Origin of the sequence: Mesorhizobium sp. M1A.F.Ca.IN.020.04.1.1, assembly GCF_003997315.1 — a bacterium.
Classification (GTDB): domain Bacteria; phylum Pseudomonadota; class Alphaproteobacteria; order Rhizobiales; family Rhizobiaceae; genus Mesorhizobium.
This window is the reverse complement of the sequence record NZ_RZSN01000071.1, coordinates 1-15,425: the sequence shown is the minus strand read 5'-3', so window position 1 is coordinate 15,425 and position 15,425 is coordinate 1. Positions and strand designations below refer to the sequence as shown.

At 64.1% G+C, this 15,425-nt stretch carries 15 protein-coding genes; 14 read left to right on the top strand and 1 reads right to left on the bottom strand.

Annotated elements, in window-relative coordinates; translation table 11 throughout:
• Positions 1-8 precede the first annotated feature (8 nt).
• The 10 genes from miaB (at position 9) to EOA49_RS16060 (ending at position 9,661) form a co-directional block, all read left to right on the top strand.
• Complete coding sequence (gene miaB, locus EOA49_RS16110; protein ID WP_127239962.1) at positions 9-1,418, top strand: tRNA (N6-isopentenyl adenosine(37)-C2)-methylthiotransferase MiaB; 1,410 nt, start codon at positions 9-11, stop codon at positions 1,416-1,418.
• 137 nt (positions 1,419-1,555) lie between these two features.
• Complete coding sequence (locus tag EOA49_RS16105) at positions 1,556-2,548, top strand: PhoH family protein (protein ID WP_245299624.1); 993 nt, start codon at positions 1,556-1,558, stop codon at positions 2,546-2,548.
• 10 nt (positions 2,549-2,558) lie between these two features.
• Positions 2,559-3,056: an rRNA maturation RNase YbeY gene (ybeY, locus tag EOA49_RS16100; RefSeq protein ID WP_066996319.1), complete on the top strand. Its 498-nt coding sequence runs from the start codon at positions 2,559-2,561 to the stop codon at positions 3,054-3,056.
• A gap of 27 nt (positions 3,057-3,083) precedes the next feature.
• Positions 3,084-4,160, top strand: a complete 1,077-nt coding sequence (locus EOA49_RS16095; RefSeq protein WP_127239964.1) for a hemolysin family protein — start codon at positions 3,084-3,086, stop codon at positions 4,158-4,160.
• A gap of 199 nt (positions 4,161-4,359) precedes the next feature.
• On the top strand, positions 4,360-5,949 hold the full coding sequence (lnt, locus tag EOA49_RS16085; protein ID WP_066996322.1) for an apolipoprotein N-acyltransferase: 1,590 nt from the start codon (positions 4,360-4,362) through the stop codon (positions 5,947-5,949).
• Positions 5,950-6,087: 138 nt separating this feature from the next.
• On the top strand, positions 6,088-6,510 hold the full coding sequence (locus tag EOA49_RS16080; RefSeq protein ID WP_095777507.1) for a helix-turn-helix transcriptional regulator: 423 nt from the start codon (positions 6,088-6,090) through the stop codon (positions 6,508-6,510).
• A 167-nt stretch (positions 6,511-6,677) separates the two neighbouring features.
• Positions 6,678-7,955 (top strand): methionine adenosyltransferase, encoded by a 1,278-nt coding sequence (gene metK, locus EOA49_RS16075; protein ID WP_066996328.1) that lies wholly within the window; start codon positions 6,678-6,680, stop codon positions 7,953-7,955.
• Positions 7,956-7,975: 20 nt separating this feature from the next.
• Positions 7,976-8,677 (top strand): tRNA (guanosine(46)-N(7))-methyltransferase TrmB, encoded by a 702-nt coding sequence (locus tag EOA49_RS16070; RefSeq protein WP_127239965.1) that lies wholly within the window; start codon positions 7,976-7,978, stop codon positions 8,675-8,677.
• Between the two features lie 171 nt (positions 8,678-8,848).
• Positions 8,849-9,148 (top strand): DUF1778 domain-containing protein, encoded by a 300-nt coding sequence (locus tag EOA49_RS16065; protein WP_067324525.1) that lies wholly within the window; start codon positions 8,849-8,851, stop codon positions 9,146-9,148.
• Between the two features lie 3 nt (positions 9,149-9,151).
• On the top strand, positions 9,152-9,661 hold the full coding sequence (locus tag EOA49_RS16060; protein ID WP_127239966.1) for a GNAT family N-acetyltransferase: 510 nt from the start codon (positions 9,152-9,154) through the stop codon (positions 9,659-9,661).
• A gap of 101 nt (positions 9,662-9,762) precedes the next feature.
• Here the strand turns inward: EOA49_RS16060 and EOA49_RS16055 are convergent, their stop codons facing one another.
• Entirely contained in the window at positions 9,763-10,029 is a 267-nt protein-coding gene (locus EOA49_RS16055; protein ID WP_127239967.1) for a hypothetical protein, read from the bottom strand.
• 177 nt (positions 10,030-10,206) lie between these two features.
• On the opposite strand from EOA49_RS16055, the gene rimP reads away from it, so the two are divergent.
• The 4 genes from rimP to infB form a co-directional block, all read left to right on the top strand.
• The gene (gene rimP / locus EOA49_RS16050) at positions 10,207-10,842 is read left to right on the top strand and encodes a ribosome maturation factor RimP (protein ID WP_067324531.1); all 636 of its coding nucleotides are present in this window, start codon (positions 10,207-10,209) and stop codon (positions 10,840-10,842) included.
• Between the two features lie 45 nt (positions 10,843-10,887).
• Entirely contained in the window at positions 10,888-12,480 is a 1,593-nt protein-coding gene (gene nusA, locus EOA49_RS16045) for a transcription termination factor NusA (RefSeq protein WP_127239968.1), read from the top strand.
• Positions 12,481-12,512: 32 nt separating this feature from the next.
• A complete protein-coding gene (locus EOA49_RS16040) occupies positions 12,513-13,163 on the top strand; it encodes an RNA-binding protein (RefSeq protein ID WP_095777502.1) in 651 nt (216 codons plus the stop codon).
• Positions 13,160-15,425: translation initiation factor IF-2 (infB, locus tag EOA49_RS16035; RefSeq protein WP_127243248.1), on the top strand; the 2,266-nt coding region annotated here is incomplete at its 3' end. The genes EOA49_RS16040 and infB, both read left to right, overlap by 4 nt.

Genomic DNA, 15,425 nt, shown 5'->3' with positions numbered 1-15,425 from the left:
GCCGCCCGATGGAATTGAACACGATTGAAAGTCACGACATCGGCACCGCGCCTGAGCGCGAGCCGGTGCATGCCGGGGCGGCGAAAAAGGTCTTCGTCAAGACTTATGGCTGCCAGATGAATGTCTATGATTCCCAGCGTATGACCGATGCGCTGGCAGCCGACGGCTATGTCGCCACCGACGCCGTCGAAGACGCCGATCTGGTGCTGCTCAACACCTGCCACATCCGCGAGAAGGCAGCCGAAAAAGTCTATTCGGAGCTTGGCCGCATCCGCGACATGAAGGCCGAGCGCGCCGAGGCCGGCCGTGAGCTGCTGATCGGCGTCGCCGGCTGCGTGGCGCAGGCCGAAGGGGCGGAAATCATACGCCGTGCGCCGGCCGTCGATCTCGTCATCGGCCCTCAGACCTATCACCGGCTGCCCGACGTGCTGGCGAGGGTACGCGGCGGCGAGAAGATCGTCGAGACCGACTACGCCATTGAGGACAAATTCGAGCATCTGCCGCAGCCGAAGCGCGCCGAGCTGGCAAAGCGCGGCGTCACCGCTTTCCTTACCGTTCAGGAGGGCTGCGACAAGTTCTGCACCTTCTGCGTCGTGCCCTATACGCGCGGCTCCGAAGTCTCGCGGCCGGTGGCCCAGATCGTCGCCGAGGCCGAGCGCCTCGCCGAGGCTGGCGTGCGCGAGGTGACGCTGCTCGGTCAGAACGTCAACGCCTGGCACGGCGAGGGCGAAAACAGCGAGGAATGGGGCCTCGGCCGCCTGCTCTTCCGCCTGGCGAAAATTCCCGGCCTGGCGCGGCTGCGCTACACCACCAGCCATCCGCGCGACATGGATGATGAATTGATCGCCGCGCACCGTGACCTGCCGGCCTTGATGCCCTATCTGCATTTACCAGTGCAGTCTGGCTCCGACCGGATACTGAAGGCGATGAACCGCAGGCATACGGCACGCGATTATCTGGCCCTCATCGATCGCATCCGCGCCGCCCGCGGCGATATCGCCATGTCCGGCGACTTCATCGTCGGTTTCCCCGGCGAGACGGAAGCGGATTTCGAGGCAACGCTCGAACTGGTGCGCGAGGTGAATTACGCTTCGGCCTTCACGTTCAAATATTCGCCGCGTCCCGGCACGCCGGGCGCCGAGATGGACGGCCATGTGTCGGAAGCCGTGAAGGACGAGCGGCTGCAGCGCCTGCAGGCGCTGGTCAACGAGCAGCAGAAGGCATTCATCGCCAGCCTGGTCGGCCGCACCGTCAGCACGCTGATCGAGAAGCCCGGCCGCCATGCCGGTCAGATCGTCGGCCGCTCGCCCTGGCTGCAGCCTGTTATTGTTGACGACAAGGCCGGCGGAATCGGTGACATTATCGACGTACGAATCACGAAGACAGGTCCCAACAGCCTGTTCGCCGAGTTGGCCTGATGCATGTCGCCCAAAAAGTGCTGGCGGTTTCGGGACAACGACATGCATAGCCACAAGCCTCGGCAGATGAGGAGAGACGGTTGAGCGCTGCTGAACTGAAGAATCCGCCCCAGAACCAGGCATCCGGGGCCTCCGACATGGCGCACATCGTACTGACCTTCGACAACAACAAGCTTGCCAGCGCCCTATACGGCCAGTTCGACGAGAATCTGGCCCGTCTCGAGCAGAAGCTCGGCGTCGATATCCGTTCGCGCGGTAACCAGCTTGCGATCAAGGGCACAGCTTCGGCCGCCGAGCAGGCGCGCCGCGCGCTCGACACGCTCTACGGCATTCTGCAGAAGGGCGTCGATATCGGCCAGTCCGACGTCGACGGCGCCGTGCGCATGGCGATCGCCGCCGACGACCAGCTGACGCTGCCCACCATGGAGCGCAAGGGCAAGGTTTCGGCCGCCCAGATTGCCACGCGCAAGCGCACGATCTATGCCCGCTCGCTCAACCAGGACGCCTATATGCGCGCGCTGGAGCGCTCCGAAATGGTCTTCGGCATCGGCCCGGCCGGCACCGGCAAGACCTATCTGGCGGTGGCCCATGCGGCGATGCTGCTCGAGCGCGGCATGGTCGAGCGCATCGTGCTGTCGCGCCCGGCGGTCGAAGCCGGCGAGCGGCTCGGCTTCCTGCCCGGCGACATGAAGGAGAAGGTCGACCCTTATCTGCGGCCCCTCTACGACGCGCTATACGACATGATGCCGGCCGACAAGGTCGAGCGGGCGATCGCCGCCGAGGTCATCGAGATCGCGCCTTTAGCCTTCATGCGCGGCCGCACGCTGGCGCATGCCGCGGTGATCCTCGACGAGGCGCAGAACACCACGCCGATGCAGATGAAGATGTTCCTCACCCGTCTCGGCGAGAACTCGCGCATGATCGTCACCGGCGATCCGACCCAGATCGACCTGCCGCCCAACACCAAGTCGGGCCTGGTCGAGGCGCTGCGCATCCTCGACGGCGTGCCGGGCATAGTCACGGTCCGCTTCAACGAGGGCGATGTCGTGCGCCATCCACTGGTTGCCGAGATCGTCAAGGCCTATGACCGGGACGGCAAGTTCGCCAGGGGCCTCGGCGCCGAGAGCTGATCCAAGCCCCATGGCTGAAAATCCGGGATCCAGCGGCAAGACGCCGGTCGACATCGATATTTTCGTCGAGGCCGGCGACTGGCCCCCTGAGGCCGAGCTGGCGCACCTGGTCGATCAGGCCGTCGCTGCCGCCTTTGCCGAAACCGGCGCGAGCGGCGCTTCGGAGCTCAGCGTCGTTTTTTCCGACGACGCCCATATCCGCACTCTCAACGCCGAATGGCGCGGCAAGGACAAGCCGACCAACGTGCTGTCTTTCCCAGCTTTTTCCGTTCCGAAAGGCGCCGAGCTGCCGCCGATGTTGGGCGACATCGTGCTTGCTTCCGAGACCGTTGCGCGTGAGGCCGCACTGGAAGACAAGCCGCTGGCGAACCATATCACCCATCTCGTCATCCATGGCCTGCTGCATCTTCTGGGCCATGATCACGAGACCGACGCCGAGGCCGAGGAGATGGAAGCGATCGAGCGCGCGGCGCTTGCGAGGCTTGCCATTCCCGATCCCTACGCGTAACAAAAAAGACCAATTGACCTGATGGCGATGAACGATAAACCAGAAACTGCCGCCCGTCCGGACGCCGGCAGTGCGGCCAAGCCTTCCGAAAAATCGGAAGAGGGCTCCAGTCCGAGTATTCCGACCGGCAGCGTGGCCGCCGAGCCTCCGCATGCCGGTCCTTCTCTCTTCGATCGCGTGCTAGGCCTGTTCAGGCACCGCAACGGCACCAACCTGCGCGAGGAGATCGCCGACGCGCTGGCCGAGACGGCCACCGATGCCGAATCCTTCTCGCCCGGCGAACGTGCGATGCTCAACAACATCCTGCGGCTGCGCGAAGTGCGCGTCGAGGACGTCATGGTGCCGCGTGCCGATATCGAGGCAGTCGAGATCACCACCTCGCTTGGCGATCTGCTTGGCCTCTTCGAACAGTCCGGTCATTCCCGCATGCCGGTCTATTCCGAAACGCTCGACGATCCGCGCGGCATGGTCCACATACGCGACGTTCTTGCCCACATCACCAAGGTCGCCCGCGTCAAGAAGGGCCGCGCGAACAGGAAGGCCCAGGCGCCGACCATTCTCGATCTGGCCCAGGTCGATCTCGCCCGCACCATCGGCGATCTCGACCTGATCCGGCCGGTGCTGTTCGTGCCGCCATCGATGCTTGCTTCCGACCTGATGGGGCGCATGCAGACGACGCGCACCCAGATGGCGCTGGTCATCGACGAGTATGGCGGCACCGATGGCCTCGCCTCGCTCGAGGACATCGTCGAGATGGTGGTCGGCGACATCGAGGACGAGCACGACGACGACGAGCCGATGATCACCCGGATCGGAGAGGGCGTGTTCGTGGTCGACGGCAAGGCCGAGATCGACGAGGTCGCCAAGATGATCGGCGAGGATTTCGCCGCGGGCGAGCACGGTGAATATGTCGACACGATCGGCGGCATGATCTTCAACACGCTCGGCCGGGTTCCGGCCCGTGGCGAAGTGGTGCAGGCCATACCGGGCTTCGAATTCCACGTGCTCGACGCCGATCCGCGCCGCGTCAAGCGGGTGCGCATCGTGCAGAGCCCGAAGGGCGAACGGCAGCGCCGCCGCGCGGCGCGCACCGAGCAGGCCTGATATTCGCTCATGCGATCGATGACCACACAGACCGTGCGCATTGTGCCCAAAGAGGAGGCCGAGCGACTGAGCGGCCTCAGCATTGAAGGGTGGCACCGTTAGCGCGACCGTGAATTTGGTTGCGCTTACTCGTGTTTGGAGCATCCGGCTCGGCCTGTTAAATCTCTGGCTGCCTGATTCGCGCGACTTGGAAAGTTGAATGCAGCGCTTTGCCGGCCGGATAATTCTGCTGTGGGGGTGGCGGCGGTCGCTGGTAGCGTTTGTCGCGGGAGCGCTCGCGGTTCTCGCCCAGGCGCCTTACGATTTCTTCGCCGTCTGTTTCGTCTCGTTTCCGGTGCTTGTCTGGCTGCTCGACGGCGCCACCGGTGAAGCCTCCGACGGCTGGCTGCGTCGCCTTCGCCCGGCTTTCGCCATCGGATGGTGGTTCGGCTTCGGCTATTTCCTCGCCGGCCTCTGGTGGATCGGCCAGGCCCTTCTTGTCGAGGCCGACAGCTTCGCCTGGGCGCTGCCCTTCGCCGTCGTCGGCATCCCCTTTGGGCTCGCCTTCTTCTATGGTTTTGCGACGCTCGTGGCGCGGCTTTGCTGGAGCAGTGATATCGGCCGCATCGCCGCACTTGCCTTCGGCTTCGGCCTTGCGGAATGGCTGCGCGATTTCCTGTTCACCGGCTTTCCCTGGAATGCCGTCGGCTATGCCGCAATGCCGGTGCCCCTCCTGATGCAAAGCGTGTCGGTGACGGGCATGATCGGCATGAACGCGCTCGCCGTTTTTGTCTTTTCCCTGCCGGCGCTTGTCGCGGCGCGCCGGCATCTCAGGCTGGGCTTGGCCTTGTTCGTCGCTCTCGTTGCCGCTCACGTCGGCTTCGGCTATTTCAGGCTTGCCGTCCCAGCCCCGCCGGCCACCCGCTCGATCGACGTGCGCATCGTTCAGCCCGCCGTCGACCTCACCGAGAAATGGGATGCCTCGGTGCGCGACCGCATCTTCGCCACGCTGATGGGGATTTCGGCGAAGGCACCGGAGCAAGGCCATGCCAAGCCGCAACTGATCCTGTGGCCGGAAACGTCCGTGCCGTTCCTGTTCACGGAGCGTCCGGACGCGCTGACGGCCTTGGGCGATATGCTGGGCGACGGCCAGATGCTGATCGCCGGCGTGGTGCGCGAGGAGGGTGGCGCAGGCAATGCCGGCAGCCGTTATTACAACTCCGTGGTGGCGATCAACGACAAGGGCGAGATCGTCGATGCTGTCGACAAGGTGCATCTGGTGCCGTTCGGCGAATATCTGCCTTTTGCCGGCCTGTTCGAGCGTTTCGGCATAGGCCAGCTCGTTGCCGGACCGATGAATTTCGCCGCCGGCAACGAACGCCATCCGATCGCGGTGCCGAACGGCCTGCGCGCGGTTCCGTTCATCTGTTACGAGGTCATCTTTCCTGACCTCGTTGCAATCGATGCAGCGTCATCCGAGCTTATTGTGAACGTCACCAACGACGCCTGGTTTGGCGACACGCCAGGCCCTTACCAGCACTTCAGGCAGGCGCAGATTCGTGCGGTGGAGAATGGAGTGCCTTTGTTGCGTGCGGCCAACAACGGCATCTCCGCCGTTGTCGATTCGCGTGGGCGCATCGTCGATGCCCTGGCAGTCGATGCGCGCGGCGCCATCGACGCCCATGTGCCGGTTTCCGGGCGCGCCCTGCTAACCGCCGATCAGCGGCGAATTAACGGATTGCTGATCATGTTGCTGTTTGCCCTCGCGGCCCTCACATTGAATGTAAGGCAGCGGCTACGGGTGAATTGACAGTCGGCACATTAGAAACTCATACTGTAACGCCTAAAATTTCTCGAAGTCGGTTGGAGGGGTCTGTTGGGGCAGGTGGCTCCGGTTTCGTTTGGGCGGCAAAAATAGAAAAAGCCGGAAAAATTCGGCGAGGAAAAAATGACAGAAGAGAACAAGAAGAAGCCGAATCCGATCGACATTCATGTCGGCAGTCGTATTCGGCTGCGTCGCAATATGCTTGGAATGAGCCAGGAAAAGCTGGGTGAAAATCTCGGCATCACGTTTCAGCAGATACAGAAGTACGAAAAGGGGACCAACAGGGTCGGCGCCAGCCGCCTGCAGGCAATCGCCTCCATCCTGAGCGTCCCTGTCGCCTTCTTCTTCGAGGACGCCCCCGGTCAGGAGGCGGTCACCGGCAATCGGGGATTTGCCGAGGATGCCTCGATGACTTTCGCGATCGAATTCTGCGGCAGCCCGGAAGGGCTTCAGCTCAATCGTGCCTTCGTCAAGATTCCCGACGTCAAGGTGCGGCGCCGGATTATCGATCTTGTGAAGTCCCTTTCGCCGGACGACGCCGAGTGAATCCAGGCTCATGTCGCCGGCGGTACCCTGCCGCCGGTGGCACAAGTTGATTGTGCCGATAGTCATGCCAGATCTGTCGCGCCGCTTGACGAGCGGCGCCCGGCACCGCTAACACGTGGCGCGCCAAAAACGGCAGCCTTGCCGATCCTTTTCAAGAGGGGACACCCGTGACGCGGCAGAACTATCTCTTCACCTCGGAATCCGTCTCCGAAGGCCATCCCGACAAAGTCTGTGACCGTATCTCCGACGAGATCGTCGATCTCGTCTATCGCGAGGCCAGGAAGACGGGCATGGACCCGTGGAAGGTGCGCGTTGCCTGCGAGACGCTGGCCACCACCAACCGCGTCGTCATCGCCGGCGAGGTCAGGGTTCCCGAGACGCTGCTGAAGAAGGACAAGGCAGGCAACATCCTCAAGGATGCGGCGGGCCACCCGGTCGTCAATCCGACCAAGTTCAAATCGGTCGCCCGCAAGGCCATCCGTGAGATCGGCTACGAGCAAGCCGGCTTCCATTGGAGGACGGCCAAGATCGAGGTGCTGCTGCACGGCCAGTCGCCGGACATTGGCCAGGGCGTCGACAATGCCGCCGACCGCCAGGGCGAGGAAGGCGCGGGCGACCAGGGCATCATGTTCGGCTATGCTTGCCGCGAGACGCCGGACCTGATGCCGGCGCCGATCTACTACAGTCACAAGATCCTCGAATTGCTTGCCGCCGCGCGCCACGAAGGCAACGGCGAGGCCGCCAAGCTCGGCCCGGACGCCAAGAGCCAGGTCACCGTGCGCTATGCCAACGGCAAGGCGGCGGAAGTGACGCAGATCGTGCTTTCCACCCAGCACCTCGACTCGAGCTGGGATTCGAAGAAGGTCCGCAATGTCGTCGAGCCTTACGTCCGCGAGGCGCTTGGCGAACTCAAGGTCGCCGACGACTGCAACTGGTACATCAACCCGACCGGCAAGTTCGTGATCGGCGGGCCCGACGGCGATGCCGGCCTCACCGGCCGCAAGATCATCGTCGATACCTATGGCGGTGCTGCGCCCCATGGCGGCGGCGCCTTCTCCGGCAAGGATACCACCAAGGTCGACCGTTCGGCTGCTTATGCGGCGCGCTATCTCGCCAAGAACGTGGTAGCGGCCAAGCTCGCCGACCGCTGCACCATCCAGCTTTCCTACGCCATCGGCGTCGCCCAGCCCCTGTCGGTCTATGTTGACCTGCACGGCACCGGCAGGGTCGACGAGGCCAGGCTCGAGGAGGCGCTGCGCAAGGTGATGGACCTCTCGCCTTCCGGCATCCGCCGTCATCTCGACCTCAACAAGCCGATCTACGCGAAAACCTCGTCCTATGGCCATTTCGGCCGCAAGGCCGGCCGGGACGGTTCCTTCTCCTGGGAGAAGACGGACCTTGCCAAGGCGCTCAAGGACGCGGTTGCCGATGCGATTGCCGCCTGACGGCGTCGCCAGACCTGTTCATGGAGCCAACCGACAGGCCAAGCCGCGCGACCGAAGGATTTTTCGGCCGCCGGCACGGCAAGACCATTCGTCCGCAGCAGGCCGAGGCGCTTGAACGTGGCTTGCGCGCCTATCGCCTCGACCTGACGGCGGAGGCACCCGCGGACCTTGGAACGCTGTTCAAGGCGGACGTTTCAGCCTGTCGGCTCGAGATCGGCTTCGGCGGCGGCGAACATCTTCTGCATCGCGCGACGGAGGCTCCGGCGACCGGTTTCATCGGCGTCGAGCCCTTCGTCAACGGCATGGCCAAGATGATGACGGCGCTCGACAAGCGCCCGCTCGCCAATCTGAGAGTCTATGACGACGACGCCACGCGTCTGCTCGATTGGCTGCCGCCAGCCTCGCTCGACGGCATCGACCTGCTTTATCCGGATCCCTGGCCGAAGAAGAAGCACTGGAAGCGGCGCTTTGTCAGCCCCGCCAATCTCGACCGGTTGGCCCGGGTGCTGAAGCCGGGCGGGAGATTCCGCTTCGCCTCCGATATCGACAGCTATGTGAACTGGACGCTGCTCGCCTGCAGCGCCAATGGCAGTTTCGCCTGGCAGGCAAACGAGGCTGCCGACTGGCACACGCCCTATGAGGGCTGGCCCGGCACCCGCTACGAGGCAAAGGCCCTTCGCGCGGGAAGGCGGCCCGCCTATCTGACCTTTATCCGGAAGTAGGCCGGACGCTATCGAGCACTAACTTCCCAGGGACCGGTAACCAGCCGCTCAGCAGCGGGGGGACCGCCTGCCAAAGCGGTCTTCCGGTCGCAGAGAACTCGGCTTGCGGCCGGCTTGGACGTATTGCAGTTCGCGCTACATGCTGCCATATTAACGGCAGGGAGATTAACTATGGCCGCCACGGTGGAACGTAAGGAATACCCGATCTCGATGCGCCTGCCGGAGGCCGACGTGGCGATCATTGATCGTGCCGCCGCTCTCCGCGGCCGGTCCCGCACGGATTTCGTGCGCGATGCTGCCGTGCGCGCGGCCGAAGATGTGTTGATGGACAGCCGCCTTATCCGCATGAGCCCGGAAGGCTTCGCGGAGTTTATCGAGGTTCTGTCAGCCCCGGTCGCTCCGGTTCCCGACATGGTGGAATTGGCAAAGCGGCCCGCGCCCTGGGAAGCCGGTTACGCAGCAAAGCGCTAGGCCGTGGCCTTATCGGCTCCCGAACCGCTTGGCGCAGCTCACGACGTTTCCGGGTTTTCCTGCGGGAAACCTACACTTGATCACTGGCTGAAAACGCGCGCGCTCTCCAATCAGGAGAAAGGCTTCACGGCCGTTCTCGTTGTCCACGAGGCCGGCCGAGTGGTCGGATATTATGCCTTGGCGCCGACGGCTGTGGTGCCGTCGATCTTGCCCCGGTCGATTCGCACAGGGCAACCGCCCGATCCGGTGCCCTGTCTTCTCCTTGGCCAGCTTGCGACCGATACAGAATGGGCTGGGCGCGGTGTCGGCACTGGCTTGCTGAAGCACGCGCTCCAGCGCTGCGTTGAGGCTGCAGATCTGATTGGAGGACGTGCGCTCATGGTCAATGCAATCGACGGGGAGGCGGCGCAATTCTGGCAAAGACGGGGATTTCTGCCGACGAAGGACGATCCGCTTGTCTTGTTCCGTTCGATTGCTGCAATCGCTGCGTCGCTCGTAGAAGCCCAGAAGTAGGGGCGAGGGCTGCCTCTCGAAGAAGCCGCGACCGCCAACGAATTCTGCGCCTCGAGGCTTAAGCTCGAACTCAGCTATTGTCCGTTTCTTCCGTGGGCGGCCTAAAAGCGGCCGAGCTTGTCGAAGGCGGCCAGGTCGATGCCGAGTTTCTTCAGGTCGCTGCGGCGCGGCTTGCGGTTCGCCTCGACGGCCCGCGATGCGGCAGCCGCGCTGCCGAACGTGCCAAGAAAATCGCCAATCACAAAAATAATCCACGGTCCATGACAAATACCTTCGCGCGCCAGTGCGCCCGACCTTTCTTTCTGCACCGCAACATAGATGGGTGTCGGCAGGCGAAGGTTACAGAGGCGCCGGCGCATGGCTGCCATGCTCGGCACGCAACGCTGCTACCGTCGGGGCTTCCGATGCATCGTCAGGCTTGAAACGCCGGGCGGGATCGTTTATATCAGCCTCAAATTCTTGGTCGGTATGACGAAGAGTGGGTCCACCCGGTCCCGCTCTTTTTTGTTACCTGCCGGCCGGAGCGACAAGGCGACAGGAAACTTATGACCGCAGCGGCAAGCGAGGCCGACGACCGTATCATCCGCGAAAGCGGTATCGATGCGCGCATTGCGCTGATCATACAGCCGGTGCTGAAGGCCATCGGCTTCCGCCTCGTGCGGGTGCAACTGACCGGCCAGAACGGGCTGACGCTGCAAATCATGGCCGAGCGCGACGACGGCACCATGACCGTCGAGGATTGCGAAGAGGTCAGCCGCGCGGTTTCGCCCGCGCTCGATGTCGAAGATCCGATCGAAAAGGCGTATCATCTCGAAGTCTCGTCGCCGGGCATCGACCGGCCGCTGGTGCGCAAATCGGATTTCACCACCTGGACCGGCCATCTGGTCAAGATGGAGACGTCGGTCCTCATCGGCGACCGCAAGCGCTTCAAAGGCAAGATCGCCGAGGCGGACTCCGACGGCATCTTGCTGGAGCGCGACAAGGCGGCCTATGGCGAAGAGCCGACGGTGCGCGTGCCCTATGACGCGATTGCCGAGGCGCGTCTGGTGCTGACCGACGATCTTATTCGCGAGGCCCTGTCGAAGGACAACAGGGCCCGCAAGGAAGCAAAAAAACGCCGAGGCGAAGCGGAAGAAGATGCAGTCGCCGGCGAAGAAAGCGAAACCGAACAGGAAAGTTGATCGAGCTTCAGGGCCGATGCCCGGAGCGAAGTCGGGAGAAAGACAATGGTTGTAAGCGCCAACAGGCTCGAACTGCTGCAGATCGCCGATGCGGTCGCGCGTGAAAAGTCGATCGATAAGCAGATCGTCATCGCGGCGATGGCCGATGCGATCCAGAAAGCGGCGCGTTCGCGTTATGGGCAGGAAACCAATATCCGTGCCGACATCAATCCCAATACGGGCGAGATGAAGCTGCAGCGGCTGATGGAAGTGGTCGAGAAGGTCGAGGATTACGCGACGCAGATCGCCCTTTCCACGGCGCGCGAGCGCAATCCCGACGCCCAGCTCGGCGACTTCATCGCCGAACAACTGCCGCCGATGGATTTCGGCCGCATCGCCGCGCAGTCGGCCAAGCAGGTCATCGTCCAGAAGGTGCGCGAGGCCGAGCGCGATCGTCAGTATGACGAGTACAAGGACCGCATCGGCGAGATCGTCAACGGCACCGTCAAACGCGTCGAATATGGCAACGTCATCGTCGACCTCGGCCGCGGCGAGGCGATCATCCGGCGCGACGAGCTGATCCCGCGCGAGAACTACAAATATGGCGACCGCGTCCGCGCCTATGTCTACGACGTGCGCCGCGAGCAGCGCGGCCCGCAAATCTTCCTGTCGCGCACGCATCCGCAGTTCATGGCCAAGCTCTTCACCATGGAAGTACCGGAAATCTACGACGGCATCATCGAGATCAAGTCGGTCGCCCGCGATCCGGGCTCGCGCGCCAAGATCGCCGTCATCTCGCGGGATTCCTCCATCGATCCGGTCGGCGCCTGCGTCGGCATGCGCGGCAGCCGCGTCCAGGCGGTGGTCGGCGAATTGCAGGGCGAGAAGATCGATATCATTCCGTGGTCGCCTTCGGCCGCTTCCTTCATCGTCAATGCGCTGCAGCCGGCGGAAGTCGCCAAGGTGGTGCTCGACGAGGATGCGGAGCGCATCGAGGTGGTCGTGCCGGACGACCAGCTGTCGCTGGCCATCGGCCGCCGCGGCCAGAATGTTCGTCTTGCCTCGCAGCTCACCGGCTGGGACATCGACATCCTGACCGAGCAGGAAGAGAGCGAGCGCCGCCAGAAGGAATTCGTCGAGCGTTCGGCCCTCTTCATGGAAGCCCTCGATGTCGACGAGATGGTCGGCCAGGTGCTTGCCTCGGAAGGCTTCACCAGCGTCGAGGAAGTCGCCTATGTCGATTCTGGCGAAATCTCCTCGATCGACGGCTTCGACGAGGACACCGCTTCGGAAATCCAGTCGCGCGCCCGCGAATATCTGGAGACGATCGAGGCCGAGCACGACGAGAAGCGCAAGGCGCTCGGCGTCGAGGACGAGCTGCGCGAGATCCCCGGCATCACCACGGCCATGATGGTGACCCTCGGCGAGGACGGCGTGAAGACGATCGAGGACTTCGCCGGCTATGCCGCCGACGACCTGATCGGCTGGAAGGAACGCAAGGACGGCGAAACCAAGGTCTATCCCGGTGTGCTCGCCGATCACGGCGTCTCGCGCGCCGATGCCGAGCAGATGGTGCTGACCGCTCGCAAGAAGGCCGGCTGGATTTCCGAGGAAGAACTGGCCGCTGAGGAAGCGGCCGGTGAAACCGTCGGTGCGTGAGGTGACCACCAATCGCAAAACCCGTGGACGACATGAACGATCGCACTTGCATCGTCACGCGCAGGCAGGCCGAAGCGGATGAACTGATCCGCTTCGTCGTCGGCCCGGATTCGGCCGTCGTTCCGGACATCAAGCGAAATCTGCCCGGCCGCGGTTGCTGGGTCACCGCCGATCGCCTACATATCGACAAGGCAGCGGCGAAGAACCTGTTTGCCCGCGCTTTCAAGGCGCAGGTCACCGTTCCAGCCGAACTCGGCGACATGGTCGACGGGCTGCTTTCCAGATCCGCCCTGGGCATGTTGGGTCTTGCTCGCAAGGCCGGAGCGGTCGTACTGGGCGCCGCCAAGGTAGAGGCTGCCGTGCGCGACGGGCAGGCGCTCTTCGTGCTGCACGCGAGGGAAGCCTCGGACGACGGCGTGCGCAAGATCAGTCAGGCGCGGCGGGCAACCGTTCATCTCGGCGGCCCCGCTACACCGGCCTACAAACTTTTCCCCGAAGCCGAGTTGAGCTTGGCATTGGGGGGTACAAATGTGATACATGCTGCCGTCCTCGCGCAGGATGCGGGTAAGGCGGTTGAGAAGCGCATGGTTGCGCTCGACCGTTATCGGGGCGGAACCCCGGACGATTTGGCAATGCTTGCGGCCGTTGCTGACGATGATGATGCCGCAGAGGATATGGAATGAGCGATACGAAATCGGGCGACGACAAGACGTTGAGCGTTACGCCGAAGAAGACCTTGACGCTGAAGCGCCCTGGCCTCGAGCAGGGCACCGTGCGCCAGAATTTCTCGCACGGACGCACCAAGTCGGTCGTGGTCGAGACCAAGAAGCGCAAGTTCTCGCTGCCCGGCGACAAGCCGGAGCCGGTGGCGCCGTCCGTCTTCACCCCGAAGCCCGCAGCCGCGGCACCCGCGCCTGCCGTGCCGGAAGCGCCAAAGGCGCCGCCGCAGCCGGAACGCTCCGGCATGGTGCTGAACGAATTGTCGCGCGGCGAGATGGAAGCGCGCCGCAGGGCGCTCGAAGGCTCCAAGGCACGTGAGATCGAGGATCGTCAGCGCGCCCAGGAAGAGGCCAAGCGCCGCGCCGAGGAGGAAGAGCGCCGCAAGCGCGAGCGTGAGGAGTCCGCCCGCCGTCAGGCCGAGGAAGAGGCACGTCTGCAAACCGAGGCCGAGTCCCGCCGCCGCGCCGAGGAAGAAGCGCGCCGCCGCGCCCCGCAAGCCGCCGAACTGGCCACGGCCGACGAGGAAGAGGAGGTCAAGCCGCGGCGCCCTGGTGGTGCCGGCGCCGGAGCGCCTGTGCGCCGTCTGGTCACGCCGGAAGTCGCGCGGCCGGCCAAGCCGACCAAGGGCGAGGAAGACCGTCGCCGCGGCAAGCTGACGCTGAACACCGCGCTGTCGGATGAAGATGCGCGCGGCCGCTCGCTGTCGTCGATGCGCCGCCGCCAGGAAAAATTCAAGCGCGCGATGCACAACGAGCCGCGCGAGAAAGTCATGCGCGAAGTGATCCTGCCCGAAACCATCACCATCCAGGAACTGGCGCAGCGCATGTCCGAGCGCGCCGTGGACGTGGTCAAGTTCTTCATGAAGCAGGGCCAGATCTTGAAGCCGGGCGACGTCATCGACGCCGATACGGCCGAGCTGGTCGCTTCCGAGTTCGGCCATACGGTCCGCCGCGTCGCCGAGTCCGACATCGAGGAAGGCCTGTTCAACATCGCCGACCGCCCGGAAGACCTGGTGTCGCGTCCGCCCGTGGTGACCATCATGGGCCATGTCGACCACGGCAAGACCTCGCTGCTCGACGCCATCCGCAACGCCAATGTCGTCTCAGGCGAGGCCGGCGGCATCACCCAGCATATCGGCGCCTACCAGATCGAGAAGAACGGTCAGAAGATCACCTTCATCGACACGCCCGGCCACGCCGCCTTCACGGCGATGCGCGCTCGCGGCGCCCAGGTGACCGACATCGCCGTGCTGGTGGTGGCGGCCGACGACAGCGTCATGCCCCAGACGATCGAATCGATCAATCACGCCAAGGCGGCCGGCGTGCCGATCATCGTGGCGATCAACAAAATCGACAAGCGCGACGCCGACCCGCAGAAGGTGCGCACTGAACTGCTGCGCCACGAAGTGTTCGTGGAATCGATGGGCGGTGAGGTGCTGGACGTCGAGGTTTCGGCGACCAAGGGCACCAATCTCGACAAGCTGCTGGAAGCGATTCTGCTGCAAGCCGAAGTCCTCGACCTCAAGGCCAATCCCGACCGCACCGCCGAAGGCGCGGTCATCGAGGCGCAGCTGGACAAGGGCCGCGGTCCGGTCGCCACCGTGCTGGTGCAGACTGGCACGCTGATGCCCGGCGACATCATCGTCGCCGGCAACGAATGGGGCCGTGTCCGCGCGCTGGTCAACGATCGCGGCGAGCATGTGCCGGAAGCGCCGCCGGCAATGCCGGTCGAGGTGCTCGGCCTCCAGGGCACGCCGCAGGCAGGCGACCGCTTCGCGGTCGTCAACAACGAGGCGCGTGCGCGTGAGATCACCGAGTATCGCCAGCGCCTGGCGCGCGAGAAGGCGGTGGCCAAGCATGCCGGCCAGCGCGGCTCGCTCGAGCAGATGATGTCGCAGTTGCAAGCGAGCGGGCTGAAGGAGTTTCCGCTGGTCATCAAGGGCGACGTGCAGGGCTCGATCGAGGCGATCAACGCTGCGCTCGAAAAGCTCGGCAACGACGAGGTCAGGGTACGGATCGTCCATTCGGGTGCCGGCGGCATCACAGAAACCGACGTCTCGCTTGCCGAGACCTCGGGCGCTGCGATCATCGGCTTCAACGTCCGCGCCAATGCGCAGGCGCGCACGGCTGCTGCCGCTGCCGGCATCGAGATCCGCTACTATTCGATCATCTACAACCTCGTCGATGACGTTAAGGCAGCTCTTTCCGGCATGCTCTCGCCCGAGC